The sequence below is a fragment of the Brevundimonas subvibrioides ATCC 15264 genome (assembly GCF_000144605.1).
Classification (GTDB): domain Bacteria; phylum Pseudomonadota; class Alphaproteobacteria; order Caulobacterales; family Caulobacteraceae; genus Brevundimonas; species Brevundimonas subvibrioides.
On sequence record NC_014375.1, the window covers coordinates 2337256 to 2362904 of the forward strand.

General features: G+C 68.8%; 31 protein-coding genes. 17 read left to right on the plus strand and 14 right to left on the minus strand.

Going from position 1 to position 25649, the window contains the following annotated elements; translation table 11 throughout:
- Nucleotides 1-25 precede the first annotated feature (25 nt).
- Entirely contained in the window at nucleotides 26-943 is a 918-nt protein-coding gene (locus BRESU_RS11540) for an MBL fold metallo-hydrolase (RefSeq protein WP_013269736.1), read from the plus strand.
- On the opposite strand, the gene BRESU_RS11545 is transcribed toward BRESU_RS11540, so the two are convergent.
- Nucleotides 928-1590, minus strand: coding sequence for a DUF1499 domain-containing protein (locus BRESU_RS11545; RefSeq protein ID WP_156796155.1), 663 nt, complete (start codon nucleotides 1588-1590; stop codon nucleotides 928-930). The two genes, BRESU_RS11540 and BRESU_RS11545, sit on opposite strands and share 16 nt — an antisense overlap.
- Nucleotides 1591-1592: 2 nt before the next feature.
- Nucleotides 1593-3239, minus strand: coding sequence for a long-chain-fatty-acid--CoA ligase (locus BRESU_RS11550; RefSeq protein WP_013269738.1), 1647 nt, complete (start codon nucleotides 3237-3239; stop codon nucleotides 1593-1595).
- Nucleotides 3240-3430: 191 nt separating this feature from the next.
- Between BRESU_RS11550 and BRESU_RS11555 the strand changes: the two genes are divergently transcribed.
- Together BRESU_RS11555 and BRESU_RS11560 are read left to right on the plus strand one after the other, a co-directional pair.
- Nucleotides 3431-4024 carry a hypothetical protein gene (locus BRESU_RS11555; protein ID WP_013269739.1) on the plus strand — a complete coding sequence of 198 codons (594 nt, stop codon included), beginning with the start codon at nucleotides 3431-3433 and terminating at the stop codon, nucleotides 4022-4024.
- Nucleotides 4025-4116: 92 nt separating this feature from the next.
- Nucleotides 4117-4710 carry a hypothetical protein gene (locus tag BRESU_RS11560; protein WP_156796156.1) on the plus strand — a complete coding sequence of 198 codons (594 nt, stop codon included), beginning with the start codon at nucleotides 4117-4119 and terminating at the stop codon, nucleotides 4708-4710.
- Between the two features lies 1 nt (nucleotide 4711).
- On the opposite strand, the gene BRESU_RS16940 is transcribed toward BRESU_RS11560, so the two are convergent.
- Nucleotides 4712-5332, minus strand: coding sequence for a TetR/AcrR family transcriptional regulator (locus BRESU_RS16940; protein ID WP_013269741.1), 621 nt, complete (start codon nucleotides 5330-5332; stop codon nucleotides 4712-4714).
- A 76-nt stretch (nucleotides 5333-5408) separates the two neighbouring features.
- Here BRESU_RS16940 and BRESU_RS11570 point away from each other — a divergent pair, with 76 nt between their 5' ends.
- From BRESU_RS11570 to BRESU_RS11580, 3 genes are read left to right on the plus strand one after another with little or no spacing between them, the layout of a single operon-like run.
- A complete protein-coding gene (locus BRESU_RS11570; RefSeq protein ID WP_013269742.1) occupies nucleotides 5409-5747 on the plus strand; it encodes a DMT family transporter in 339 nt (112 codons plus the stop codon).
- Nucleotides 5748-5785: 38 nt separating this feature from the next.
- Nucleotides 5786-6433: a uridine kinase gene (udk, locus tag BRESU_RS11575; RefSeq protein ID WP_013269743.1), complete on the plus strand. Its 648-nt coding sequence runs from the start codon at nucleotides 5786-5788 to the stop codon at nucleotides 6431-6433.
- 55 nt (nucleotides 6434-6488) lie between these two features.
- On the plus strand, nucleotides 6489-7118 hold the full coding sequence (locus BRESU_RS11580; protein ID WP_013269744.1) for a TetR/AcrR family transcriptional regulator: 630 nt from the start codon (nucleotides 6489-6491) through the stop codon (nucleotides 7116-7118).
- Between the two features lie 3 nt (nucleotides 7119-7121).
- Here BRESU_RS11580 and pdxH read toward each other — a convergent pair whose 3' ends face one another.
- Complete coding sequence (pdxH, locus tag BRESU_RS11585) at nucleotides 7122-7796, minus strand: pyridoxamine 5'-phosphate oxidase (RefSeq protein ID WP_013269745.1); 675 nt, start codon at nucleotides 7794-7796, stop codon at nucleotides 7122-7124.
- A gap of 76 nt (nucleotides 7797-7872) precedes the next feature.
- Between pdxH and BRESU_RS11590 the strand changes: the two genes are divergently transcribed.
- Both BRESU_RS11590 and aroC read left to right on the plus strand, forming a co-directional pair.
- Nucleotides 7873-8592 carry a DnaJ C-terminal domain-containing protein gene (locus tag BRESU_RS11590; protein WP_013269746.1) on the plus strand — a complete coding sequence of 240 codons (720 nt, stop codon included), beginning with the start codon at nucleotides 7873-7875 and terminating at the stop codon, nucleotides 8590-8592.
- Between the two features lie 10 nt (nucleotides 8593-8602).
- Entirely contained in the window at nucleotides 8603-9688 is a 1086-nt protein-coding gene (gene aroC / locus BRESU_RS11595) for a chorismate synthase (protein WP_013269747.1), read from the plus strand.
- A 10-nt stretch (nucleotides 9689-9698) separates the two neighbouring features.
- Here aroC and BRESU_RS11600 read toward each other — a convergent pair whose 3' ends face one another.
- Complete coding sequence (locus tag BRESU_RS11600; protein WP_013269748.1) at nucleotides 9699-10232, minus strand: hypothetical protein; 534 nt, start codon at nucleotides 10230-10232, stop codon at nucleotides 9699-9701.
- 99 nt (nucleotides 10233-10331) lie between these two features.
- On the opposite strand from BRESU_RS11600, the gene BRESU_RS11605 reads away from it, so the two are divergent.
- The gene (locus tag BRESU_RS11605) at nucleotides 10332-10604 is read left to right on the plus strand and encodes a hypothetical protein (RefSeq protein ID WP_013269749.1); all 273 of its coding nucleotides are present in this window, start codon (nucleotides 10332-10334) and stop codon (nucleotides 10602-10604) included.
- Nucleotide 10605: 1 nt separating this feature from the next.
- On the opposite strand, the gene queE is transcribed toward BRESU_RS11605, so the two are convergent.
- Both queE and queC read right to left on the minus strand, forming a co-directional pair.
- Nucleotides 10606-11241, minus strand: coding sequence for a 7-carboxy-7-deazaguanine synthase (gene queE / locus BRESU_RS11610; protein WP_013269750.1), 636 nt, complete (start codon nucleotides 11239-11241; stop codon nucleotides 10606-10608).
- Nucleotides 11238-11954 carry a 7-cyano-7-deazaguanine synthase QueC gene (gene queC, locus BRESU_RS11615; RefSeq protein WP_013269751.1) on the minus strand — a complete coding sequence of 239 codons (717 nt, stop codon included), beginning with the start codon at nucleotides 11952-11954 and terminating at the stop codon, nucleotides 11238-11240. The genes queE and queC overlap by 4 nt, the downstream gene beginning before the upstream one ends.
- 202 nt (nucleotides 11955-12156) lie before the next feature.
- Between queC and BRESU_RS11620 the strand changes: the two genes are divergently transcribed.
- Nucleotides 12157-13776: a response regulator gene (locus BRESU_RS11620; RefSeq protein WP_013269752.1), complete on the plus strand. Its 1620-nt coding sequence runs from the start codon at nucleotides 12157-12159 to the stop codon at nucleotides 13774-13776.
- Nucleotides 13777-14240: 464 nt separating this feature from the next.
- Here BRESU_RS11620 and BRESU_RS11625 read toward each other — a convergent pair whose 3' ends face one another.
- Entirely contained in the window at nucleotides 14241-15281 is a 1041-nt protein-coding gene (locus tag BRESU_RS11625) for a ligase-associated DNA damage response exonuclease (protein WP_041762509.1), read from the minus strand.
- A gap of 62 nt (nucleotides 15282-15343) precedes the next feature.
- Here BRESU_RS11625 and BRESU_RS11630 point away from each other — a divergent pair, with 62 nt between their 5' ends.
- The 6 genes from BRESU_RS11630 to BRESU_RS11655 all read left to right on the plus strand — a co-directional run bounded on the left by BRESU_RS11630 (nucleotide 15344) and on the right by BRESU_RS11655 (nucleotide 18271).
- On the plus strand, nucleotides 15344-15817 hold the full coding sequence (locus BRESU_RS11630) for a PaaI family thioesterase (protein WP_013269754.1): 474 nt from the start codon (nucleotides 15344-15346) through the stop codon (nucleotides 15815-15817).
- The gene (locus tag BRESU_RS11635) at nucleotides 15814-16221 is read left to right on the plus strand and encodes a PaaI family thioesterase (RefSeq protein ID WP_013269755.1); all 408 of its coding nucleotides are present in this window, start codon (nucleotides 15814-15816) and stop codon (nucleotides 16219-16221) included. The genes BRESU_RS11630 and BRESU_RS11635 overlap by 4 nt, the downstream gene beginning before the upstream one ends.
- A 53-nt stretch (nucleotides 16222-16274) precedes the next feature.
- Nucleotides 16275-16661, plus strand: coding sequence for a hypothetical protein (locus BRESU_RS11640; RefSeq protein ID WP_013269756.1), 387 nt, complete (start codon nucleotides 16275-16277; stop codon nucleotides 16659-16661).
- Nucleotides 16662-16706: 45 nt separating this feature from the next.
- Entirely contained in the window at nucleotides 16707-17060 is a 354-nt protein-coding gene (locus BRESU_RS11645) for a hypothetical protein (RefSeq protein ID WP_013269757.1), read from the plus strand.
- A gap of 91 nt (nucleotides 17061-17151) precedes the next feature.
- Nucleotides 17152-17583, plus strand: a complete 432-nt coding sequence (locus BRESU_RS11650; RefSeq protein ID WP_013269758.1) for a hypothetical protein — start codon at nucleotides 17152-17154, stop codon at nucleotides 17581-17583.
- 52 nt (nucleotides 17584-17635) lie between these two features.
- Entirely contained in the window at nucleotides 17636-18271 is a 636-nt protein-coding gene (locus BRESU_RS11655; RefSeq protein WP_013269759.1) for a S24 family peptidase, read from the plus strand.
- 91 nt (nucleotides 18272-18362) lie between these two features.
- Here BRESU_RS11655 and BRESU_RS11660 read toward each other — a convergent pair whose 3' ends face one another.
- The 6 genes from BRESU_RS11660 to BRESU_RS11685 form a co-directional block, all read right to left on the minus strand.
- Entirely contained in the window at nucleotides 18363-18842 is a 480-nt protein-coding gene (locus BRESU_RS11660; RefSeq protein ID WP_013269760.1) for an SH3 domain-containing protein, read from the minus strand.
- Between the two features lie 104 nt (nucleotides 18843-18946).
- Nucleotides 18947-20617, minus strand: coding sequence for a lysine--tRNA ligase (locus BRESU_RS11665; protein ID WP_013269761.1), 1671 nt, complete (start codon nucleotides 20615-20617; stop codon nucleotides 18947-18949).
- Between the two features lie 49 nt (nucleotides 20618-20666).
- The gene (locus BRESU_RS11670) at nucleotides 20667-21134 is read right to left on the minus strand and encodes a hypothetical protein (RefSeq protein ID WP_013269762.1); all 468 of its coding nucleotides are present in this window, start codon (nucleotides 21132-21134) and stop codon (nucleotides 20667-20669) included.
- A gap of 56 nt (nucleotides 21135-21190) precedes the next feature.
- Nucleotides 21191-21625: a hypothetical protein gene (locus tag BRESU_RS11675; protein ID WP_013269763.1), complete on the minus strand. Its 435-nt coding sequence runs from the start codon at nucleotides 21623-21625 to the stop codon at nucleotides 21191-21193.
- Entirely contained in the window at nucleotides 21622-22785 is a 1164-nt protein-coding gene (locus tag BRESU_RS11680; protein ID WP_013269764.1) for an amidoligase family protein, read from the minus strand. The genes BRESU_RS11675 and BRESU_RS11680 overlap by 4 nt, the downstream gene beginning before the upstream one ends.
- Nucleotides 22786-22936: 151 nt before the next feature.
- A complete protein-coding gene (locus BRESU_RS11685) occupies nucleotides 22937-24367 on the minus strand; it encodes a response regulator (RefSeq protein ID WP_013269765.1) in 1431 nt (476 codons plus the stop codon).
- A gap of 144 nt (nucleotides 24368-24511) precedes the next feature.
- Here BRESU_RS11685 and queA point away from each other — a divergent pair, with 144 nt between their 5' ends.
- A complete protein-coding gene (queA, locus tag BRESU_RS11690; RefSeq protein WP_013269766.1) occupies nucleotides 24512-25582 on the plus strand; it encodes a tRNA preQ1(34) S-adenosylmethionine ribosyltransferase-isomerase QueA in 1071 nt (356 codons plus the stop codon).
- The last annotated feature ends 67 nt before the right edge of the window (nucleotides 25583-25649 follow it).

Here is a 25649-nt window from a genome sequence, read left to right on the forward strand (position 1 = left end):
TCCGTACCGTTTCGAGACCATCGTCATGTCCGCAGTCCAGGCGATCCCCTTCGTCCGCGCCTTCGATTTCCAGTACGGCCGCGCCGACCAGGTCTCGCCCCTGATCCAGCGGGTGATCTGCAACAACCCCGGCCCCTTCACCTTCACCGGTACCGGCACCTATATCGTCGGCCACTCCCGTCCGGGATCGTCCGTCGCCGTGATCGACCCCGGTCCCCTGGACGACGCCCATCTGGCCGCGCTGATGTCGGCCGTCGAGGGCAGGACCGTCAGCCATATCCTGGTGACCCATACCCACCGCGACCACTCTCCCCTCGCCCGCCCGTTCGCGGATGTCGTGCGAGCCCCGGTCCTGGCCGCCCGCCCGCCCGCCAGGGACACCCATGCGTCCGGCCCGCTGGACGAGGAGGAGGATGCCGTCTTCGCGCCCGACACGATCCTGACCGGGGGCGAGGCGATCGCCGGCGACGGCTGGACCCTGCGGGCGCTGTTCACGCCCGGTCACGCCTCGAATCACATGGCCTTCGCGCTGGAGGACGAGAACGCGCTGTTCTGCGGCGACCACATCATGGGCTGGTCAACGACCGTCGTCGCGCCGCCGGACGGCAACATGAGCGACTATCTGCTCAGCCTCGACGTCGTGATCGCGGAAGGGTTCTCGACCCTGTGGCCTACCCATGGCGCGCCGGTCACCGAGCCGGCGCCGTTCCTGGCCGCCTATCGCCGGCACCGTCTGGATCGGGAGGCGCAGATCCTCGCCCGCCTGGTCGCCGGGGACCGCACGATCGCGCAGATGGTCCCGGTCCTGTATGCGGCGGTCGATCAGCGGTTGTGGGCCGCCGCCGGCCTGTCGGTGTGGGCGCATCTGATCAAGCTGGTGAACGACGGGCGTGTGGTGACGGACGGCGAACCGACCCTGTCTGCGACCTACCGACCGGCCTGAAGCGCATCCACCAGCTTGGTGGCGAGGCGACAGTTCTCGCCGCCGTCGGCCCGGTCGTAACGGGCGACGACGCGCACATCGGTCTGGCCGGGCCGGATGCGAATCACAGCCTCGTGCGTCAGGCCGAAGACGGCGCCGGTGCGCTCGCCGCGAATCTGGAACAGACTGGCGCCGGTGATCCGGAAACCGGCCTGCTGCATGGCCCATCCCGCCGTTCCCTGCGCGAACTGGGTCATGGGGGCCGATACGCCCGGACAGGCGACGCTGGGGCCCGCAGCATTGGCAATGGTCGGCGGATCGGCCAGATCGGTCGTCACATCCAGAGGACCGGCGATCGCCATCACCTGCGCGCGCCACAGGAAGGCTCCAGAGATCCCGACGGCGACGACCAGGGTGGCCAGGGCCATCACGCCCAGCCGGGGAGACGTCCGGAACGCGATCACCATCGCGACCAGGGCGACCACCACCGCCAGCACGCTCAGAGCCAGAGCCACCTTCAGCGTCAGCAGGTCCAGCCCGGTCTCCAGCGAAACCGCGTCCGCTCCGACCAGCAGCACCGCGACGATCGCTAGCAGCGGCCCGGCGAGGGTCGCGACCATGGCGGCCCGGACGGCCATCAAGCCCGGCGTGGCCCTGCGACCGGCCACGCTCAGGTCCGGGCCGGCTCGACCGAGGTCGGCAGGCGATAGTCCTTCAGCTGTTCGCGCAGGGTCTTCTTGTCGATCTTGCCCGTCGCGCCCAGTGGGATGTCGTCCACGAAGACCACGTCATCGGGCATCCACCATTTGGCGATCTTGCCGACCAGGAAGTCCAGGTGCTCCTGCTTGTCCTGCGTCTCGCCGGGCTTCAGCTTGACGATCAGCACCGGCCGCTCGTCCCATTTGGGATGGGCCGCGCCGATCACGGCGGCCAGCTCGACCTTCGGGTGACCGACGGCGATGTTCTCGATCTCGATGGAGCTGATCCATTCGCCGCCGGACTTGATGACGTCCTTGGCGCGGTCGGTGATCTGCATGAAGCCGTATTCGTCGATCGTCGAGACGTCGCCGGTATCGAAGAAGCCTTCGTGGTCCAGGATGTCGCCGCCCTCGTCGCGGAAATAGGCGCGGGCGATCGTCGGCCCCTTGATCATCAGGCGGCCGTAGGTCGTGCCGTCGTGCGGCATCTCCTGACCGGCATAGTTCTTCAGCTTCAGCTCGACGCCCAGCGGGGGAATTCCCTGCTTGATGCGCCACTTCATGCCCTCGTCGTAAGGCAGGGCCTCGAGTTCGGGCGTCAGGATCGACATGGTGCCGATGGGCGAGGTCTCGGTCATGCCCCAGCCCTGGGCCACCTCGATGCCGAACTCGTCGTGGAAGGCGCGGATCAGGCTTTCGGGAACGGCAGAGCCGCCGATCAGCACGCGCTTGACGGTCGGGATGGTCAGCTTGTTCTCGCGCAGATGGGTCAGAAGCCCCTGCCACACCGTCGGCACGGCGGCGGAGAAGGTCACGCCCTCGGACACGATCAGTTCATAGATGGAGGCGCCGTCCATCTTGGCACCCGGCATGACCAGCTTGGCCCCCGAGGCCGGACCGGCGAAGGCGATGCCCCAGGCGTTGGCGTGGAACATCGGCACGACCGGAAGGATGACTTCCTTCGGCGAGGGCCCCAGCACCGTGGACTGCATGCCCAGCAGGGTGTGGATGAAGTTCGACCGGTGCGAGTACAGGACTCCCTTGGGGTTCCCTGTCGTGCCCGAGGTGTAGCAGAGGCCACAGGCCGTCTGTTCGTCGAAGTCACCCCAGACGCAGTCCTGTGACACGCCCTGCAGGACGGCCTCATAGCATTCGGCCCTGGGCAGTTTCGTCGCCGGCATGTGGAAGGCGTCGGTCATGACCACGACGCGCTCGACGCTGGGGCAATGCGGCAGGATCGCTTCCAGCAGCGGCACGAAGGTCAGATCGACGAAGATGATCCGGTCGCCGGCGTGGTTGATGATGTAGATCAGCTGCTCGGGAAACAGGCGCGGGTTCAGGGTGTGGCACACCGCGCCGATCCCCATGATGCCGTACCAGGCCTCGATATGATTGCCGGTGTTCCAGGCCAGGGTCGCGACCCGGTCGCCGCGCTGGACGCCCCACTCCTTGAGGACGTTCGACACCTGTTTGGCGCGACCGTGGATCTGGCCATAGGTGGTCCGCACGACCGGCCCTTCGACCGAACGGGTCACCACCTCGCGGTGGCCGTGCCAGTTCTTCGAGTGGTCGAGGATACGATCGACCGTCAGTGGCCAGTCCTGCATCAAACCCAGCATCGCATTCCCTCGTTTTCCCCGTCGTGCGCAGGGCTTGGCTTTCAAACTAGCCGAGGTCCTCGCCGACAAGCAACGTGACGCAGGGTCACCTAACGGGTCAGCCAACGGGCCTCCCAAGCGTCACCATTGTGCCCCGGCGGGATTTGCGGTCTGGTCCGAACATCGTTCACCCAAACCTCCGAGACACTCGCATGCGGCCAGCGACCGGCACCCCCCTCGCCCTCTCCCTCGTCCTGACGGTCCTGGCCGCCTGCGGAAGTCCGTCAGGCAATGCCGCTCCGGACGCGGCGGAGGCAGCCACGGCGGCGGTACCGGCGGTGGCACCGGCCGCAAGCCCGAGCCGGATCCGCATCCAGGGCCTTGGCCTCGACATCACCGACGCGGCGGGAACGACCAGCACGCTGAAGTTCGAGCAGGTATCGCAAGCCGACGCGATCGCCGCCGTCAACGCGGCGACGGGAACCACGCCCGAGGTGACGACGAACAACGACTGTCCGTCCGGGCCCACGGGCTTCGCCGACTATCCGAACGGGCTTCAGTTGGTCTTCGTGGACGGAAGCTTTCAGGGCTGGACCCTGGATCAGGCGGGGATCTACACCGAGAACGAGTTCGGCGTGGGCGTCGACCGGGCCACGATGGACAGCCTGCCCGACTTCCAGATCGACACGTCCTCGACCCTGGGCGTGGAGTTCTATTTCCAGGGGGTCAACGGCTTCATGAGCTCCGATGCGCCCGACGGCGTGGTCGAAAGCCTCTATGCCGGTCTGACCTGCTTCTTCCGCTAGGGCGGCGCACGCTTTCGGACAGCGACCGCTTGCGCGCGATCCCGTTCTGGCTTCTCGTGCGCGACCTGACCCGACACAAGGATGCCCCGGATATGCGCGTGATCGCCCGCTCGGCCCTCGCCCTCGCCACGGTGCTCACCATCGCGGCCTGCGAGGGGTCACCGGAACCGGCCGCGGCCCCGGTCGCGGCGGCCACCCCCGCTGCGGCTGAGGCCCCGGCCCCGCCGCCGGCGACGGGCGGCCTGGCGATCGAGGGCGAAGGCCTGCGCCTGTTTTCGGCATCCGGATCGGCCCGGCCTGTCCCGTTCGGGACACCGCAAGACGTGGTGATCGGACTGGTCGCGGGCATGCTCGGAGCCAGAGAGACGCCCGAGGTCACGACCAACTCGGAATGCGGCGAGGGCCCGGTTCAGTTCGCGTCGTTCTCCAACGGGCTGAAACTGGCCTTCCAGGACGAGAAGTTCGCCGGCTGGTTCCTCGATGCGGCCGGTCTGACCACCGTCGACGGCGTCGGCGTGGGCACGACCCGGGCAGACCTCGATGGTGCCCGCACGATCGAGATCGACCCCGAATCCACGCTCGGCATCGAGTTCCAGGCCGGCGACATGGGTGGGTTCCTGACGGCCGACGGGGCCGCGGGCACGGTCGAAAGCCTTTACGCCGGCGCCACCTGCTTCTTCCGCTAGATCAGCGGCAGGCCGACAGCACCAGCAGGCGCGCGAGGTCGACCGCCTCGCGCGTCAGGGTCTTCAGCGACGACGGCTCCAGCAAGGCGCGCACCGACGCGCCGTCGACGATCATCGTCAGACCGCGCGCCAGCCGGTCGTCGTCCTTCGCAGCCCAGACCGGTTCGTCCTGACGTGCGCGCGCCGTCCGGGCGTCGGCCAGAAGCGCGATCAGCCGCTCGCGATAGTCGCGCTCGGCGTAGCGGACGATCCGCCCGACCTCGGCACTGCGCAGGCTCTCGCCCACGATCTCGGTCGCCAGCACGCCATAGTCGCGCTGGCACCCGAGTTCGACGCCCCGCTCGACCAGCGACACGATCGCTTCCAGCGGGTCCTCTATCGCCGAGACAGCGCCGAAAAGCAGGGCCACCTCCGCCCGCTCCTCGGCGACCAGGGCCTCCACCATCGCCTGCTTGGAGGGAAAATAGTGATAGAGCCGGCCCGGGCTGATGCCGCCCGCCTCGGCACAGATGTCCGCAATGCTCGCCGCGTGAAAGCCCAGACGGATGAAGCAGGCGCCCGCCGCCGCGAGCAGCCCCTGCCGCTGCGCGTCGAACTTCTCCGCATTTCGGGTCCGGGCCATGCCGCTCTCATGCCGCGCCTTGACGGGACCGTCCAGTCATATAATTCGATCGATCATTCTATTATTGAGGATCGTCATGGGTTGGATTTCGCTGGTCGTCGCGGGTGTGCTCGAGGTGGGTTTCACCACCACCCTGCGGCTCCTCAACGGGATGGGGGCCGATGCCACGACCGGAGCAAAGATCGGCCTGAACGTCCTGTTCATCGGCCTGATCATCGCCAGCTTCCAGGCGCTCCAGTTCGCCATCCGGACGATCCCGATGGGCATGGCCTATGCTGTCTGGACCGGGATCGGCGCGGTCGGCACGGTGGTCGTCGGCGCCCTGTTCTTCGGCGAGCGCCTCGATGCGGTCCGCCTGATCCTGCTCGCGGTGATCGTCGCGGCGATCGTCGGACTGAAGCTGGTCAAGGCCTGAGACTGGCGCGACCGCCTCTGTCGTCATATGGCACCGGCATGACCATCCTCATCGCGATCACCGGCGGGTCCGGTTCGGGCAAGTCGACGCTCGCCGAAACCGTCGCCGCCGTCCTGCCCGCCGGCACTGCCGTGCTGATGCGCGAGGATTCGTACTATCGCGACGCGGCCTCCCTGCCCGGCTTCGACGCCGCGACCTTCGACTTCGACGACGTGGCTGCGCGGGATCACGACCTGCTGTTCGAGGACCTGTCCCGGCTGAAGGCGGGCAAACCCGTGACCGCCCCCGTCTATTCCTTCATCCACCACGGCCGGGAGCCGGAAGGCGAGATCATCCCCGTCGCGCCGGTGGTGATCGTGGAGGGCACCCACGTCCTGTGCACCCCCGCCGTGGCCGACCTTTTCGACATCCGGGTCTTCGTCGACACACCGGCCGACATCCGGTTCATCCGTCGCCTGCTGCGGGATCAGGCCGAGCGGGGTCGAACGTCCACGTCGGTGATCGACCAGTATCTGAAGACCGTCCGTCCCGGGCACGAACGCCTTACCGAACCCTCGCGCACCCGCGCCGATTTCGTCATCGCCGACGCCACGGCGGCGGTCCGGCTGGATGATCCGCAGGTCATCGTGCGCCTGGCGGCCCCCCTGCTGGCGCACCCGCTTCTGGCGGGGCTTCTGACGACGTAACATACGTATTTGTCGGGGATTTCGGAGCGTAACCATATACGCTAAAGTCACGGCGATGCGTTCACACAGCAATACGGCTGCAGCAGCCGAACCCGTAGACCCCCGGCGCCAGACGATCGTTCGCGAGGCCCGCCGTCACTTCATGGCCGACGGCTATGCCGCCACCCGGATCGAGCCGATCGCGCGGGCCGCGGCCGTGTCCACGGCCACGCTCTACGGCTATTTCCCGTCGAAACAGCATCTGTTCACGGCCGTGATTTCGGACGCGTCGGCCGATTTCTCGGCCCAGATGGAATATGTCCGGGTCTCCGACGGTCATGCCCGCGAACAGCTGACCCTGTTCGCCACGGCCTATGCCGACTTCATGGGCGACCCGTTCGTCCGATCGGTCTTTCGCCTGGTGATGGCGGAGCGTCCCCGGTTCCGGGATGTCGCCCAAGGCTTCTTCGACAAGGGTCGCAGCGATTTCGGCCGCCCGCTGATGGCCGCCCTCGCCCGCCTTGCCGAACGCGGCGAACTGAAGATCGACAAACCCTCGTGGGCCGCCGGGCAGCTGATGGGCATGGTCGAGCACCCGGTCTTCTTCATGCCGCTGGTCACCGGCGACGAGGTCCAGGCGGCCCGAACCAACGGACAGATCGCGGCCGACGCCGTCGAGACCTTCCTGGCCCGTTACGGCACCTGAAGCTCAGGGCTGCAGCCGGGTCCGCGCCCAATCCTCGCCTTCACGCGTGAACCGCAGCCGGTCGTGCAGCCGGAACGGGCGGTCGCGCCAGAACTCGACCACGTCCGGCAGGACGCGCCAGCCGGTCCAGTGCTCGGGGCGCGGCACGTCCGCGCCGTCGAACCGCGCCGTCTCGCGCGCGACGGCGGCCTCCAGCGCCGACCGGTCTTGCAGCGGCCGCGACTGGTCCGAGGCCCACGCCCCGATCCGGCTCTCGCGCGCCCGGCTGGCGAAATAGGCATCGGCCTCCGCGGCGCTGACCGGCTCGACCGCGCCGCGCACCCGGATCTGGCGCCGCAGGGACTTCCAGTGGAACAGCAGGGCCGCACGGGGCCGGGCGTGAAGCTGCAGGCCCTTGGCGCTCTCGCGATTGGAATAGAAGGTCAGCCCCCGGGCATCGACGTCTTTCAGCAGGACCATGCGGCTGTCCGGCGCGCCGTCGGCGTCGACCGTCGACAGGGCCATGGCGTTCGGATCGTTCGCTTCGTGCGCCCGCGCCTGGGCCAGCCATTCGACGATCAGGCCGATCGGCTCGGTTCGGTCGAAGATCGTCTCGTCGCCATTGGCGGCGAGCGCCGCGGCGTAGTCGCGCGCATACTCTTCACGGGTGGGGCTGGACGGGATCACGGGGCTGGTCATGACGGCGATATAGCAAGCGTCGCCGCGCCCCGCACGGTTAACCCGTCCTTGACCATGACGGCGGCCTATTGGTCGCATGACGTCGCCCGGCCAGACCCTGAACGAAGCCTTCGCGGTCCTCGGGCTGCATGGTCCGACCGACCAGGCCGAGGTCGCACGCGCCTTCCGCATGGCCGTGAAGGGCGCCCGACCCGATCTGCCGGCGGGTGATGCCGAGCGTTTCCGCCGGGTCATCGCCGCCTATCGCCTGATCCAGAGCCGGGGCGGCGGCCACCCCGCCCTTGCCGCGCCGGTCGCCCGCCCGGCCGCCCTGCCCGTCGTCGGCCTGACGCCGCTGCAGGCCCTGTCGGGGGGAGACACCACCGTTCGCCTCGGGACCCGGTCCCTGCGGGTGCGCGCCCCGGCCGGGATGCGGACCGGCGAGCACCTTCGCCTGAAGAAGGCCGCCGATGACGGTTCCGACCTCTACCTGCCGGTCCTGATCCGCCCCACCGACGGCCTGGCCGCCCTCGGCGACGATCTGCACATGCGGTGGGGGGCCTCGCCACGCGTGCTCACCGACGGCGGCCGAATCGAGATCGACACCCACGCCGGTCCCCGCTCGGCCTGGCTGACGCCCGGCCTGCAGTCGCCCATCCGGCTGCGCCTGCGCGATCTCGGCCTTCCGGCCAGAGGCACCCACCGGGCCGGCCACCTGTTCGTCACCTTTTTTGCCAGCGAGGACGCGCCCTCGGCGGCCGAAGATCTGCTGGCCCGGTTCACGCGGGTCTGGACGCCGGACCGGCTCGCGGCCTAATCGCGAAACCATGTCGCACAATACCTTCGGCCATCTGTTTCGCGTGACGACCTGGGGCGAGAGCCACGGGCCGGCGATCGGCTGCGTCGTCGACGGTTGCCCGCCGCTGATTCCCCTCAACGAGGCCGACCTCCAGCCCTGGCTCGACCGGCGCAAGCCCGGCGGCAGCCGCTTCGTCACCCAGAGGAAGGAGAGCGACACCGCCCGCATCCTGTCCGGGGTGTTCGACGACGGCGACGGCCCGGTCACCACAGGGGCTCCCATCGCCATCCATATCGACAACGAGGATGCGCGCTCGAAGGATTACGGCGAGATCGCCCGCGCCTTCCGTCCCGGCCACGCCGACATGACCTATCAGGCCAAATACGGCGTCCGCGACCATCGCGGCGGCGGGCGGTCCTCGGCCCGCGAGACTGCCAGCCGGGTCGCCGCGGGGGCCGTCGCGCGTCGCATCCTGGGCGACGGGATCGTGATCCGGGCCGGCGTGGTCCAGCTGGGCCCCCACAGGATCGCGCCGGACGCCGTCGATTTCTCGGCCGTCTACGACAACCCCCTGTTCGCGGCCTCCGCCGGGGTCGTCCCCGCGTGGGAGGCCTGGCTGGATGGCGTGCGCAAGGCGGGATCGTCCTGCGGTGCCGTGGTCGCTCTGGAGGTCACGGGCATCCCCGCCGGCTGGGGCGCGCCCCTCTATGGCAAGCTGGACGCGGAACTGGCCGCGGCGATGATGTCCATCAACGCCGTCAAGGGCGTGGAGATCGGGGCCGGCTTCGGCTCGGCCGAACTGTCCGGGGAGGACAATGCCGACGAGATGCGGATCGGTCCGGACGGCGGGATCGTGTTCCAGTCCAACCATGCCGGCGGTGTCCTGGGCGGCATCTCGACCGGCCAGCCCCTGACCGCCCGGATCGCCTTCAAGCCCACCTCATCGATCCTGACCCCGCGCCAGACGGTTACCCGGGACGGGACCGAGACCGACCTGCGCACCAAAGGCCGCCACGACCCCTGCGTGGCCCTGCGCGGCGTGCCGGTGGTCGAGGCCATGGCCGCCTGCGTGCTCGCCGACGCCCTGCTCAGGCACCGCGCCCAGATCGGCTGACGCTTTCGCCTCAGAGGTACAGGGTCGGCAGATAGCGCTCGCCCAGGACCACGGCGGCGATTCCCACCTGCATGGCCAGGACGAGGGTGATGATCGGGCCGGTCGAGGGTCTGGCCCTGCGCACCGCCAGAACCGTCAGGATCAGCAGACACCCCACGACGGCGGCGTGGACGGTCCACTGGCCGATCCCCCACGACAGACCGAGGCGGGCCTCGTCGTTGGGGTTGATGACGCTGATCCCCGCGGCCAGCAACCGCATCAGGAAGGCGGCCAGCACCGTGGCGAACCCGATCATGGCCGTGCCCCGCGACCCCAGCCACAAACCGAACAGCCCCTGCAGCAGGGTCATCGCCGGGCCCGCTGCGTCCACCAGATCCCTGTGCAGGCCCGAACTGTAGCTGCCGCTGGCCGGGCCCGCGCTGTTGACCCGGATGAAGACGTCATAGCCGAGACCGAGGGCCATCAGCCCGTGCGCGGCCTCATGGACCGCGAAGGTCGCCACCATGACCGCCAGACCAAGGCCGATGGTTCGAATGATGGTCATGCCCTGCCCCCGGAATGCCCGATCCTAACCGGCGCTGTTCGCCAGCGCCGCTTACAAATCGGTCACCATCCGTTCACCATGTACGGACTAGAGGAAACCATGACCCAGACCCTGCGCCGCCTCACCGCCGTGTCCGCCGTCCTCGCGGGCGCGCTCATGCTCCAGGGTTGCCTGGTCGGGGCCGTCGTCGGCACCGCCGGGGCCGTCGTGGGCGGCGCGGCCAAGGTCACAGGGGCTGTTGTCGGGGCCGGAGTCGATTCCGTCACCACCTCGGACGAGGAAACCCGCGCCCGTCGCGAGCGCGAGCAGCGCGATTACGAGCGCGAGCAACGCCGCTGCGAACAGCGGCGCGCCAACGGCCAGCGCTGCTAGATCACCGGACGCCGATGTATTTGTGCGTCTGGACGCTCAGACGCCATTTCGGGTTCTTCAGACAGTAGTCCAGCGCCGCGGCCGTATTCGCCGCCTGGTCCGGGCCGTCCATCGGCTGCAGCCAGAAGCGCTCGAAATCGAGCGCCTCGAACCGGTGGGGCATGGCCAGGGCCTGGGGAAAGACCAGTTTCAGCTCCTGCCCGGACGTCTGCACGACGGGCGCCGCGGCCTTGGGACTGACGCACACCCAGTCGATGCCCGTGGGGGCCGCCAGCGTCCCGTTCGTCTCCACGGCGATGTCGAAGCCGCGCGCGTGCAAGGCCTCGATCAGGGGCGCGTCCAGCTGAAGCAGCGGCTCGCCGCCTGTGCAGACCACCAGCTTCGGATCCCCGTCCCGGCCGATCCACATCGAGGCGACATGGTCCGACAAAACGCCCGCATCCGCGAACTTCCCGCCGCCGTCGCCGTCCGTCCCCACGAACTCGGTGTCGCAGAACGAACAGACGGCCTTGGCCCGGTCCTGCTCGCGGCCGCTCCAGAGATTGCACCCGGCGAAGCGCAGGAAGACCGCCGGCCGCCCCGCCTGCCCGCCCTCGCCCTGCACCGTCAGGAAGGTCTCCTTGACCGAATAAGTCATCGGGACGCCACCCAGCCGTCCCAGCCCGCCGCCCGCAGTTCGCAGGCCGGACAGGCGCCGCAGCCATAGCCCCAGGCGTGCCGATGGGTCCGGTCGCCCCGGTAGCAGGTGTGGCTGTCCTCGACGATCAGATCGACCAGGGCCGCGCCGCCGATCGCGTCGGCCAGGGCCCAGGTCCGCGCCTTCGTCAGCCACATCAGGGGCGTCTGGATCGGCACCGGCCTGTCCAGGCCGAGCGACAGCGCCCGCTCCATGGCGTCCATGGTCTCGCGTCGGCAGTCGGGATAGCCGGAGAAGTCGGTCTCGCACATGCCGCCGACCAGCACCTCTAGCCCCCGCCGGTCCGCCAGCGCGGCCGCCGCCGTGAGGAAGATCAGGTTCCGCCCCGGCACGAAGGTCGTCGGCAGGCCCCTCGCCCCCACCTCGATCGCCCGGTCGGTCGTCATCGCCGTCTCGCCGATGGCCCCGAACCCGGTCAGGTCGACGACGTGGTCCGGCCCGAGCCTGTCGGCCAGGCGCGGCAGGACGCGAGGCATGCCCGCGCGCACCCGCAGACGCGCGTCCATCTCGACCGCGTGCCGCTGGCCGTAGTCGAAGCCCACCGTCTCGACCCGGTCGAACCGCTCCAGGGCCCAGGCAAGGCAGGTGGCGCTGTCCTGCCCGCCCGAGAACAGGACGAGAGCGGATGACGGTGCGGGTTGGGTTTCGGTCATGACGGCCCTGCGGTCGGCCACCGGCCGCGCGCATCGAAAAGGGATTTGAGGGTTCTGAGGTTGGACCGCGCTCTTACACCAGCGGCTCGCCAGCCGCAAAACACGATCGACCGGGGCCGAAATGCGGCAGGCCGCCGCACTTAACGATTCTGAAGAAGGTTATCCCCTAGATGTCCACCGGTATCACGGAGTAGCGGCCAGTATGCCGACGATCGAGGTTCTTACGGAGCGCGCCGAGCCTGTCTCGTCGACGGTCCCGACCAGCGAGATCTTCGCTCGTTTCAGGAACGAGCCGGACACACTGGTGATTCCGGTCGTCGACAACGATCGGCCCGTCGGACTGGTCGAACGCAACGCCTTCCTGCTCAAGATCGCCGGCCCGTTCGGCCACGCGCTCTACGCCAACCGCCCCGTGTCGATGATCATGGACACCGAGCCCGCCGTGGTCGAGGCCGGGGTCAAGATCGACGCCTTCTGCGACATCCTGCTGAAGTCCGGGCCGGGGGCCCTGATGCGCGGCTTCATCGTCACGCGCGACGGGCGCTATCGCGGCGTCGGCACGGCCATCTCCCTGCTGCAGGCCGTCAACGACCAGCAGCGCAGCCAGAACCGCGAGCTGGAGGAGCAGGCGCGCGCCCTGACCGACAGCCGGACCCAGGCCCTGGCCTCGGCCCGCGCCAAGAGCCAGTTCCTGGCCATCATGAGCCACGAGCTGCGCACCCCCATGAATGGCGTCCTCGCCGTCGCCGAACTGCTGCGCCGCCAGCCCCTGAACGACGCGGCCCACGCCCACGTCCAGACCATCGTGGATTCCTCCGAGACCCTGCTGCGCATCCTTCAGGACGCGCTGGACCTGTCGCGCGCCGAGGCCGGCGAGCTGGAGCTGACCCCCGCGCCCACGCCGCTGCGCGCCCTGGTCGACGACATCGAGCACCTGTGGGCCCCGCGCGCGTCGCAGGACGGCGTGCGGCTGATGGTGGGTTACGAAGGCGACACCGAACTGACCGCCGATCTCGACTGCGTGCGCGTCAAACAGGTGTTCAACAACCTGATCGGCAATGCGCTGAAATTCGCCCGGAACGGCGTCGTCGAGGCCAGCCTCAAGGCCTGGTCCGAGAACGGCCAGGTGCATATGGAGGCCCGGATACGCGACGACGGCCCGGGCGTCGATGCCGACCGCGTGGATGCGATCTTCGAACCCTTCGTCCATGGCTCCGGCCCGGACGGCGCGGGCCTGGGCCTTTCGATCTGCCGCCAGATCGTGGACAATATGAACGGCCGCATCTGGGCCGAGAACAACCAGGGTCGCGGGGCCACCTTCGCCTTCGACATCACCGCGCCTTTGTCGGCCGTCGCCGTCGATCACCCGTCGAACGTCTCGGCCCTGGCCGACCTGGAGCTGACGTCCAACCCGCATATCCTGATCGTCGACGACAACGCCACGAACCGGGTGGTCGCCCAGGCCCTGTGCGAGATGTTCGGATGCTCGTCAGAGACCGCCGAGGACGGTCTGGAGGCGCTGGAAGCCGTCCAGGCCCGCCCGTTCGACCTGATCCTGATGGACATCAAGATGCCCCGGATGGACGGGGTCCAGGCGACCCAGGCGATCCGCGCCCTGACCGGCACGGCGCGCAACATCCCCATCGTCGCCCTGACCGCCAATGCCGATCCGGACGACGCGAAACACTATCTTGCGATCGGCATGGCCGCCGTGGTCGAGAAGCCCATCAAGCCCGAGCGCCTGCGCATGGCCATGAACGCCGCCCTGACGGCGGAGCCGGTCGAGGCCGAGGCACCGACGGCGAAGGTGCGTGCGGCGTAGGCCCTCCCCCCCCCGTTCGCCGCCGCGCGAATGCAGAGGGGTCAGCGAGCCCCTTGCGAGCTGACGGAGGGTTCTGTGTGCATCAAGAACCCCTCCGTCACGGCGCTAAAGTCGCGCCGCGCCACCTCCCCATCGCTGCGCGACAGGGAGGAGACCTTACGGATTGGACTCCGAAAAACCGGGTGCAAGGAATCCAAGTCCTGGGATCGGGTCTCTGAACACCCAATCAAACCATTGAACTGGCTTCCATTCGTATCGTCCATCCTGATTGTCCTGATCGTTCGAAAACTGCATTCGCCCAAGATATCGGACCGATGCGCCATCACCGGGGCTTAGACGTCACCGCCCAGACTCAGCTGTGCTCCGGGGTCATGCGGGCAGCCTGACATACGCGTACGTCAAAAGCGGTCGTGGCTGTTCGAACGCAACATCAAGGCGGACCGCAGACCCTCCCCATCCGGACCTCACCCCTGATCCGGGGTTCCCTCCCCGACCACCTCCTCGTCCTCATCCTCATAGCCCACCAGCCGCAGCGCGCGCGCCTTGACGCCGTTGATCTCGGCCCAGCGCAGCAGACCCTCCTCGCGGCCGTGGGTGATCCACAGTTCCTCCGGCTTCACCTCTTCGAAGGTCTGGATCAGTTCGGGCCAGTCGGCGTGGTCCGAGATGACAAGGGGAAGTTCCACGCCCCGCTGCTTGGCCCGCGCCTTGACCAGCATCCAGCCCGAGGCAAAGGCCGTCACAGGATCGGCGAAGCGGCGGGCCCAGCGGTCCTGGATGGCGCTGGGTGGCGCGATGGCGACCTCGCCGCCGAGCGCGTCCTTCTTCAGGCCCGTGGCCGGGAGGATGGGGCCCAGGTCGACGCCCTCGCGCTCGTAGAGCCGGTTCAGCCGCTCCAGCGCGCCGTGGACATAGATGGGCCGTTCCCAGCCCGCCTCGCGCAGCAGCCGGATGACCCGCTGGGCCTTGCCCAGCGCATAGGCCCCCACCAGATGGGCCCGGTCGGGGAACTGGCCCAGCGACTGCACCAGCCGCCCCACCTCCTCGGCATCCGGCGGATGGGTGAAGACCGGCAGGCCGAAGGTCGCCTCCGAGATGAAGACGTGGCACGGCACCGGCTCGAACGGCGTGCAGGTCGGGTCGCGCCGGCGCTTGTAGTCGCCCGACACCACCATGGTCAGGCCCTGATACGTCACCACCGCCTGGGCCGAGCCCAGCACATGGCCGGCCGGGACCAGCCGGATGTCGACGCCGTTGTGCGAGGCGGTCTCCCCATAGGCCACCGGCTGGCGCAGGGCGGTGAAGTCCTCGCCATAGCGCTCGGCCATGATCTTGATGGTCTGGTCGGTCGCCAGCACCGCGCCGTGTCCCGACCGGGCATGGTCGGCATGGCCGTGGGTCACGACGGCGCGGTCCACAGGCCGGTTGGGATCGACGTAGAAATCGCCGGGCGGGCAGTACAGGCCGGCCGGGGTGGGCCGGAGCAGGTCTTCGGGGCGGATCATGGAGACCATATAGGCGGCGTTCCGGGCTTGCGCGTCCATCCGCGCCGGATAAGGACGGTCGAATGAGCGATCCGTTCCTGACCGACATCCTGCCGCAGCTCGCCTCGGGCGCCGCCCACACCCATGCGCTGGGATTCACGTACGAGGGCGTCGAGGGCGACCGCGTTCGCCTGCGCACCCCCTGGAGGGCCGATCTGGTCGGCGATCCGGAGACGGACGTCTTCGCCGGGGGGCTGGTCACCGCCATGCTGGACCATGTCGGCGGGCTGGCGATCTGGGTGGCGCTGCGCCGGTTCGCACCGATCGCGACGCTGGATCTGCGCATCGACTACATGCGGGCGGCCCGCCCCCGCGTGGACCTGCTCAGCGAGGCGCGCTGCTACAAGCTGACGCGCACCATCGGTTTCGTCCGCGCCTGGGCCTTCGAGAGCGATCCGGCGGACCCCGTCGCCGCCGCCCAGATGACCTATGTGATCAACTCCAGCGACGCGAGCGCGACCGGATCCAATCTGAAATCCAGAAGAGACGCCGCATGACCGCCCTGCTGGAGACGATCCCCTACGCCCGCTTCCTCGGTCTGCGGACCGAACAGGACGGCGATACGCTGACCGTCGTCATGCCCTTCGCGGACCATCTGATCGGCAATCCCATGCTGCCGGCCCTTCATGGGGGTTCGACGGCGGCCATGCTGGAGCTGACCGCCATCGCCCAGGTCGCCCTGGTCTGGCCGCGCCTGCGGCTGCCCCGGCCGATCACGGTGACCACGGCCTACCTGCGATCCGGAAAGCCGCGCGACGTCCACGCCCGCGCCCGCATCTCCCGCGCCGGCCGCCGGGTGGCCCACGTGCTGGCCGAGGCCTGGCAGGAGGATCCGGCCCACCCGATCGCCAGCCTGACGGCCCACTTCTCGCTCGACGACAACCGGGACTTGCCTTCCTGAAATACCTGAGGTTGTATTCCCGCGTGGCGTCCGGCCACGAGGGAGCTTCCTTCATGAGCAGAGAAACCGTGGGCGACGCCCTGAGCGTCCGCCTCCATGCCGCCGAAGCCGCGATCGACCAGGCTTTGGTGGAGACGGCCCTGCTGGCCGCCATGCTGCCGACCGCGCGGGCCCAAGCCTACCTCTCGGCCGTCGCAGGCCAGAAGGCGTTCGACGGAGCCGCGGCCTCGATCGGCGCCCTCGCCTCGGCGCGGTCCCACCTCGTCGATACCCACAGGACCCTGGCGGCGCTGGCGCGTCGTCTGGGGCTGCAAACCCTCGCCGTGGGACCGCTGGACAAGCCCGACGATCACCCGCCCGTCGGGGACGATCCGCCCGGAGGTCGTGTCGTGCCGCGGGCCGCACCCGTGGTTAATGAAACGCTACCGTTTACGCCCTAAACGTGTTAACGGGTTGTTCATTGTTGTTTCATTGAGGGGCTACACATGGACAGAACTGAAGTCGTCGCCAGCGTTGCAGGCGATCTCTATGCTACCGAAAAGGCGGTCGATGCGGCCATCACGGCATCGACGACCCTGGTTCAATCCATGATCGGTGCGCGCACCCTTCTGAAGGTTTCGCCGGTCGCCGGTTCGGAAGCCCAAGCCAAGGCGATCGAGGCCATCGCGGCCCTGTCGTCGGCCCGCGAAGCGATCGTCGCCTGCCACGCAGAACTGCAGCGCGCCCATCGCCGTCAGGGCTTCGGCATCTATGCCGTCGGCCCGCTGAACAAGCCCGACGACTGGGAGACCCCGGTCGGCAGCGAAGAGCCCCCCCGGGCCATCCCGCGCGTCGCCTGAATTCGGCGTAATCTTGCGGGGTAAAGGTTCCCCGCAGGCCAGATTCGAAGCATTGTCGCCCTCGCACTACTTGGTGCGGGGGCGATTTTGTATGTTGGATACCCTCTACGTAAAGTTCGCTCTACTTCCGATGGTGGCGGTTGCGATATTCGCGTTCCTCAAGGGCGATGAGCCCGAGCGGGTCGCGACCGGCACCTATCTGCTGGGCTGGCTCGCCGGCCTGTTGCTGCAGAACGATGGTCAACTCTACAAGAACTTCCAGTGGACGATGTTCCTGCTGGACTGCGCGATGGCCGCGACCTTCGCCTATGTCGTCTGGACATGGCGCAGGTCATGGACGATCTGGGCGCTGGCGATCCAGTTGATCGTGGTCATGAGCCACATCGTCTATCTGTTCGATGTCCGGCCGCCGATCGCGGCCTTCTACACCGTGCTGAACTTGGCCAGTTACGGCATCCTGCTGAGTATCGGGGTCGGCACCTTCTGGGCTTGGCAGGAGCGCCGGGCCGCAGGACTGGAATAGGGATTTATTCCTCACTAAGGTGGTTCCGAATCAACCGCCGCGGACCCCTGCCTTGTCCCTCTCCCACGACCGCCTCTGGACCGCCCTCGACACCCTCGCGCGTCGGCAGGGCCTGTCGTCCTCGGCGCTGGCCCGCAAGGCCGGCCTCGACGCCACGGCCTTCAACCCGTCGAAGCGGTTCGGGCCCGGCGTGCCGCCCCGGCCCCGCTGGCCCTCGACCGAGAGCCTGAACCTGATCCTGGAGGCCACTGGCACGTCCCTGGCCGAGTTCGCGGCCCTGGCCGACGACGCCCCGGCCCGGATCGCCACAGCCCCCCTGCTCGGCATGGCCCAGGCCGGCGCGGACGGCTTCTTCGACGACGCCGGCCTGCCGACCGGGGACGGCTGGGAGCAGACGGACCTGCCGTCGCCGAAAGAAAGCCTGTTCAGCCTGCTGATCTCCGGCGATTCGATGGTGCCGCTGTATCGCGAGGGCGACCGGGTCCTGGTGGACCGCGAACGCACCGACGTCCGCAAGGGCGATCGGGTCGTGGCACGCACCCGGTCGGGCGAGACCCTGGCCAAACAGATCGAGGCCCTGACGGCCAGGACGGTCACCCTGGCGTCGATCAATCCCGCCTACCCGCCACGGGTGCTGGCGCGCGCCGACGTCGACTGGATGGCCCGGATCCTCTGGGTCAGCCAGTAGGGCATGAAAAAAGCCGCCCCTTGCGGAGCGGCTTCTTCCCTGGATTGGTGGCCCGGCAAGGCCGCGATGGGCCGCCGGGCCGGCGTCCGGCTCAGTACGGCGAGACGTAGTTGGCGTTGACCCAACCGCCACCGGCGATCTGGACCCACTCACCCTGCGAGCCGACGGCCGTGAAGGGCTGGCCCGCCGACAGGCTGCCGGCCTGGCGATAGTTGGTGCCCGGACCCGAACGGATGCGCAGGTTGGACGAGGCGCGATACTGGGCGCCGCTCGAGCTGGCCTGGCTGTTGACGCGGGCGCGTTGCTGGTTGCAGCCGATGTAGGACCCGGCCGCGGCACCCGCACCGGCGCCGGCAAGGGCGCCCAGTCCGCGTTCGTTGCTCGAGATCCGGCTGCCGGCCAGGGCCCCGAGGGCGCCGCCGATCAGGGCACCAGCGGTCTGACGGCCTCCGGGGGCGTCGCAGCTGGTGATGCCGTTCGACTGCTGGGCCGAGGCGGTCATCGGCGCGGCGGTGACCAGCGCGGCCAGGGCGGCGGCGGTGGCCAAGGTGGTGTTCATGATCTTCGACATGGCTCTCTCCATTCATCGAGGTTGGTCGATGTCAGGCATAATGCGCCATGCCGCCTGAAGGCTCCCCAAGCCTTGCCGTTGTTTTCGGTTCATCTAGATGAACGCTATCCAGCCAGCTCTCCGTTCGCGCCCGCCTCGATCAGCCGGATGGTCTGCGGCAGGCCGTAGATCGCCGCGAACGAGCCGAAGCGCGGGCCCTGCGAGGCCCCCAGCAGCACCTCGTACAGCGCCGCGAACCAGCCGCGCAGGGGCTCGAAGGCGTGTTCCTTGCCCACGGCATAGACCTCGCCCTGGATCAGCTCGCCGTCGGTCGTGTCCGCCGGCAGGGCCTTCAGCCGCGCCGCCAAGTCCAGCAGCGCCGCCTTTTCCCGGTCGTCCGGCAGGCGGTACGACTTCGTCGGCTTCACGAAGTCCTCGTAGTAGTTCAGCGCCCGGTCCATCAGCCCGTCCAGCACGGGCTCGTTCTCGGCCGTGGCTTGCGGCAGGTACTTGGCGAAATAGGCCCACAGCTGGGCCTTGGATGAGGCGTTGGCCACGCCGACCAGGTTCAGCAGCAGGGCGAACGACACCGGCGAGGCGACCTTCGGCGGCGCGCCCGCGTGGATCGACCAGACCGCGTTGTCGATCTGTTTGGCCGGCTCCTGCGAGCCATAGGCGTCGATGGCCCCCAGATAGTCGTCGATGGCGCGGGGGATGACGTTGAAGTGCAGGCTCTTGGCCGACTTCGGCGACTGGAACATGTACCAGCTCAAGGATTCGGGCGTGCCGTAGCGCAGCCACTGGTCCATGGTCAGGCCGTTGCCCTTGGACTTGGAGATCTTCTTGCCCTCGACGTCGAGGAAGAGCTCGTAGTTGAAGCCTTCGGGCGGAACGCCGCCCAGCGCCCGGCACACCTTCGACGACTCGCGCACGCTCTCGATCAGGTCCTTGCCCGACATCTCGTAGTCGACGTCCAGCGCGGTCCAGCGCATGGCCCAGTCGGGCTTCCATTGCAGCTTCACATGACCGCCCGTGACCGGCAGTTCGGTGCGCCCGCCCGCCGGGTCGTCGAACACGATCGTGCCCTTCTCGACGTTCCGCTCCAGCGTCGGCACCTGCAGGACGTGGCCGGTGATCGGGCTGACCGGCAGGAAGGGCGAATAGGTCTCGCGCCGCTCGGGGCCCAGCGTCGGCAGCATGATCGCCTGGACGGCGTCGAAACGCTCCAGCAGGCGCAGAAGCACCGCGTCGAACCGGCCGGACCGATAGGTCTCGGTCGAGCTCATGAACTCGTAGTCGAAGCCGAACCCGTCGAGGAAGGCCCGCAGCCGCGCGTTGTTGTGGGCGCCGAAGCTGTCGTGAGTCCCGAACGGATCGCGCACCCGCGTCAGCGACAGATGCAGGTCTTCGGCCAGCATCTCCGGGTTGGGCACGCCCTCAGGGACTTTCCGCAGTCCGTCCATGTCGTCCGAGAAGGCGATCAGCCGCGTCGGCCAATGGTCGCCGGTCAGGGCGCGGAAGGCGTTGCGCACCATGGTCGTGCGCGCCACTTCGCCGAAGGTCCCCATGTGCGGCAGGCCGGACGGACCGTAGCCGGTCTCCAGCACCACCGGCCGCTGCAGCGCTTCGAAGGTCGCCAGGGCCTCGTCCGCCTTGCCGGCGTCGATCAGCAGTTTCGCCGCGTCCCGGTCCGAGTCCGACAGGCGCTTCTTCAGGACGTGGTCCAGCAGGGCGCGGGCCTGTTCGAAGGGCCAGGACCTGGCGTCGCGCGCGAGGGTTTCGAGGTTCTGCAGCATGGGCCGGGGTTTGCAGCCTCAGCGCCCGACGGTCAACGCCAAGCCTGTATCAGCGACGCCCGACGGCCCAGGCCACCACGGCCATCCCCGCCCCGACGATCAGGGCATCCTCGATCAGGCCGCTGTTGGTCTGGCCGATCGCCCGCATGGCGCGTTTGCGTCCCCGCAGCGTCAGATAGGCCATCGGCACGGCCGTCCCGACCGCCAGGGCCGCGCCCTGCCGTTCGCGCCCGCGCGGAGCCAGGGCCGCGCCGGCGATGCCCGCGCTCAGCACCCGGGCGAGCAGGCCCAGGAACACCGTGCGGTCGGGGGCCGACTTCATCTTGTCGCCGAAAAGCTCGCCCGCCCCCATGGCCAGGGCCCCGAACCGGAACAGCGGATGATCCAGCAGGACCAGCCGCCCCGGCGTCCGGCGATGCGCCAGCCGCGCCCCCGCCAGGGCCGCCATGGGCGTCATGGAGCGGGCGCTGGCGACGGCGCCGATCAGGACGGAAGGTAGGAGGGCTGTGTATGTCATCCGGCCTGAACACCGCGACGGCGTCCAGGGTTCAATGCCATCCGTCCGACGCGGCTCTAGCCGAGCGCGTTGGCGACCTGTTGCGACCGACCCTGGGTATAGAGCCGCGCGGCCTTCAGCTTGGCATCGTACGGATCGTCGAAGCCCCAGACCTCGGCCATCACCAGCGCGTCGTTGTACGACAGCCCGGTGTCTTCCCACTCGCAGGTGTTTCCCAGCCGCCGGCTCTCGGCCAGGGTGACCCGGATGTTCGATCCGATGCCGTTGCTGATCTTCTGCCCGATGATGACCTTGCCGCCGTCGGCGTCCTGACCATACAGGGCCCCCATCATCTTGGCATCGCAGTAGGTATAGCCCGAGGAAAAGAAGGTGGCGTAGGCGTCCTGCGCCGCCGCCGGGCCGGGCTGGCCGAACATCACCAGGGCAATCGCGCTGGACATCATCAGGGCGCACGACAGGCGGCGCGCGCGGGTCTGAAATCTGGTCGTCATGTCTTGTCCCCCGACAGAGTGGTGGACGGACTATACGGTCCTGGCGCGCTTGCGATAGCCGTGTTTTCCTGACGAAGCCTGTCCAGCCAGAGGGTCCGCGCCGTCTGGTCCATCGGGGCCTGAATCAACAGTTCGACCAAAGTGCCGGGCACGGGCTCCCCGCCATCCGCATCCCGACACCAGCCCAGCAGACCTTCGAACAGCGCCGCGGCCGCGACGATCTCGTCCGCCTCCAGCGTCCCCGGCAGGACCCGAACCTCGACGGTGTGCTTGTCCACTCGCGCGTTGATCAGGTTGACGAGGTTGAGGTCGCAGTATTTGGCCAGCCCCTTGATCTCCGCCAGCGCGCGCCGGGCGGCGGGCCAGTCCATGGCCGCAAACCGCGCGCTGCGGGTCAGGACCGCGAGATCGTCGGGCCAGTCGCCCAGCCGCACGCAGCGGGCATTGCTTCCGACCAGCCGCTTCAGGCCCGCGCCATGCCGCGTCCACATCGCGACGAGGGCCGCCACGGCCGCCGGCGAACACAGGGGGCCGGCATCGAAATGGACATGGGTGGCGGATTCGACCGGCACGAAGAAATCCAGCGCCCGGGCATCGGCCAGCAGGACCGCCAGCGCGCCGGCATGATCGACCGCGATCGGCGCCGTCACGATCTCGCAGGGTCGCTCCCGCTCGCCCGGCAGGGGCGCGTCGATGGCCACCGACCGGCCCCGGTCGTCCGCCACCCGCACCATGCCGGAGGGATGGCGCACGATCTCCGTGCCGAACAGCGCGGCCAGGGGGACCAGACTCCCGTCCCCGACCGCATCCGGGTCGCAGTGCCGCTCGACCAGCCTCAGCAGACGGCCATCGTCCGCCACGATCCGCCGCCACCCCTCGGCCGGGGGCCGCTCGCGGTCGAGGTCGCCCTGCAGGGTCAGATCGTCCACGAACGAGGCCACCCAGCGCCCCTGGCCGTCCTCCACCCGGAACCCCGGCGTCAGATTCTCGAACACCGGCCGCCCCTCGACGGCGCTGGGTTCCGACTGCGGATGAAAGAAGCGACGGACCGTGCCCCCCACGCGCGTCGCCACCCGCTCTGCCAGATCGCGGCGCGAGGCCCCGGCCGGTGCCATCAGCTCGATCTCGAAGCCCGTTTTCCAGTCCAGATTGATAGCCACCGCCTGCGTCCCTGTCCGGCCCGCCCGGATCTGCGACCCCTAGCAGCTCGATACAGACCCGTCCGTATGGCGTTGACGCAGAGGCCCGGACCGATCGGCTTCAGGATCAGGATTTTCGGAGCGAAGCGGTCCTGCCGTCATGCCGCCGCAGTCAGGCGCTCGCCAGCACGCTGTCGCCCATCACCGCCTCGCGCCATCCGCTACGACCCCAATGGGATGTCTTGGTGATGAGTTCGACCATGTTGACCGGCTTGGCCACGCAATCGTCCATTCCCGCCTCGACATAGGTCGGGATCTGGGCATCGAGGGTGTTGGCCGTCAGGGCGATGATGGGCGTGGCCGCGACCGCGCCGTCCAGCGCCCGGATCCGGCGGGTGGCCTCGACGCCGTCCATGACCGGCATCTGGATGTCCATCAGGATTACGTCCCAGTCGCCAGCGGCGGCGGCCCGCACCCCCGCGTGGCCGTCGTCGGCGGTCTCGCAGACAATGCCCATGGTGGCCAGCATTGTGCGGACCAGGGTGCGGTTGCTTTCGTTGTCGTCCACGTAAAGGGTCCGCAATGGCATTTCGGACGGTTCAGGCCCGTAGGCCGGTTCCGGCTCGGATGCAGCCATGACCTCAGAAGCCGCAGGTGCGGCGTCCGGCGCGGTCGCCTCCCCCATCGGATCCTCGATCATCCGGTTGACCACCTCCAGCAGGTCCTGGCCGGCGGCGTGAATGCGCCGGGCGTGGTCCGTCGATTCCTCGGCCAGCCCCGCGTCCGACAGGAGCCGCGAGAAACCGATCACCGCGTTCAGCGGCGTCCGCAGCTCGTGCGACATGTCGGTCAGGAAGCGCTGTCGTGCATCAGCCATGGTCGCCTTCTGCTCGGCCGCACTGCGCGCCAGCTCCGCCTCGACCCGGGGGGTGACGTCCTGTTCGTTCAACAGCACGCAGGGGCGGCCGGTAACCGGGTCGGGGACGGACCGTGCGTCCATATGATGCCAGCGGCTCCCATGACGGGTGACGACGGCGCGCAGCCCCGCCACAGGGGCGCGAGCGGCGGCTGCCAGCATGGCAAGCCCCTCGGCAGGGTCCGCGAAACGGCCCGCGAAATCATCCTCAAGGTCGCCATAGGCGCGGAAGGCCGCAGGATTGGAGAACAGCCGGCGGCCCTCGCCGTCGAACAGGCTGATCACCGTCGACGCGTGCCTCAAGGCCTCCGCAGCCCGCCGGTCCTCGGCGGGAACGTCCTCGGGCGCGGCTTCAAACAGCAGCAGGACCTGGCCGGCGTCGTCCCGCACTGCCGACACCGTTGCCTCGGCCGTGACCGGGTGGCCGTGCGGGAAGAAGGTCCAGCGCTCGCGCACCGTCCTGCCGTCCGCGGTCTGGTCGACAAGGCGTCGGATCCGGGCCTTGATGGCAGGCGAGCGGGCGTAGAAGTCGCGGGCGGCCAAGGCCTCCAGGCCGGCGGCCCCGAACAGGGCCAGGGCGGCGGGATTGGCATACGGCTTGCGCCCGGTCTGCGGGTCATACAGCCACACCGGCCGCTTCAGGCAGTTCCACGCAGCGGTGAACGAATGGTCTGCCAGGATTGACATTCGGCTCATGGAACACCGGTGAGCGATCTGCCTGAACGTCCCGTTAAATCCACCGGCGCGCCGTATTAATACCTAGGCGATCATGGCCATCCCGTTCGGTACGACCTTGACCCTGCCCGTCGCGCATGGCCTTAGCCCCGTCCCATGAAGACCGCCGATTTCGACTTCGACCTGCCCGAGGACCGCATCGCGCTGCGTCCGGCCGAGCCGCGCGATTCCGCCCGTCTGCTGGTGGTGCAAGACGGCGCTCTGGCCGACCATGTCATCCGCGACCTGCCGGCCTTCTTGCGCCCCGGCGACGCCCTGGTCTTCAACGACACCCGCGTGATCCCCGCCCGCCTGTCCGGTGTCCGCCAGCGTCCCAACCCCGTCGTCGGGAGCCCGGAGGGCGAGACCCTGACCGTTCCGGTCGAGGCCACACTGCACCACCGCGACACGCCCGACACCTGGTCCGCCTTCATGAAGCCCGGCAAGCGGATCAGGCCCGACGACCGCATCGTCTTCGACAGCCTGTCGGCGACCGTCATCGCCAAGTCGGACGACGGCCTGGTCACCCTGCGCTTCGACGTGTCCGGCCCCGCGCTCGACGACGCCATCCGCGCCGTGGGCGTCATGCCCCTGCCGCCCTATATCGCCGCCAAACGGCCCGAGGACGACCGCGACCGCTTGGACTACCAGACCGTCTTCGCCACCCACGACGGCTCGGTCGCCGCCCCCACGGCGGGCCTGCATTTCACCCCCGCCCTGCTCGACGCGATCCGGGCGAAAGGCGTCACCACACACGCCGTGACCCTGCATGTCGGCGCCGGAACCTTCCTGCCGGTCAAGGCCGACGACACCGCCGACCACCGGATGCATTCCGAGTGGGGCACGGTATCGGGAGAGACCGCCGCCGCCCTCAACGCCGTCCATGCGAACGGCGGCCGGATCGTCTGCGTCGGCACCACGTCGCTGCGCCTGCTGGAATCGGCCACCACGCCGGACGGCGTGATCCAGCCCTTCCACGGCGACACGGCGATCTTCATCACGCCCGGCTACGCCTTCCGCGCCGCCGACGTCCTGGTGACCAACTTCCATCTGCCGAAGTCGACGCTGTTCATGCTGGTCAGCGCCTTCGCTGGCCTGGACACGATGAAGACCGCCTATGCCCATGCGGTGGCGGACGGTTACCGGTTCTATTCCTATGGCGACGGGTCGCTGCTGTTCCGGCAGTGATGCCCCCCGGCTCACGTCAGAATCGGACGTACCCCCTGCACTGCCCCCTGCCCCGGCCTGCGCGATT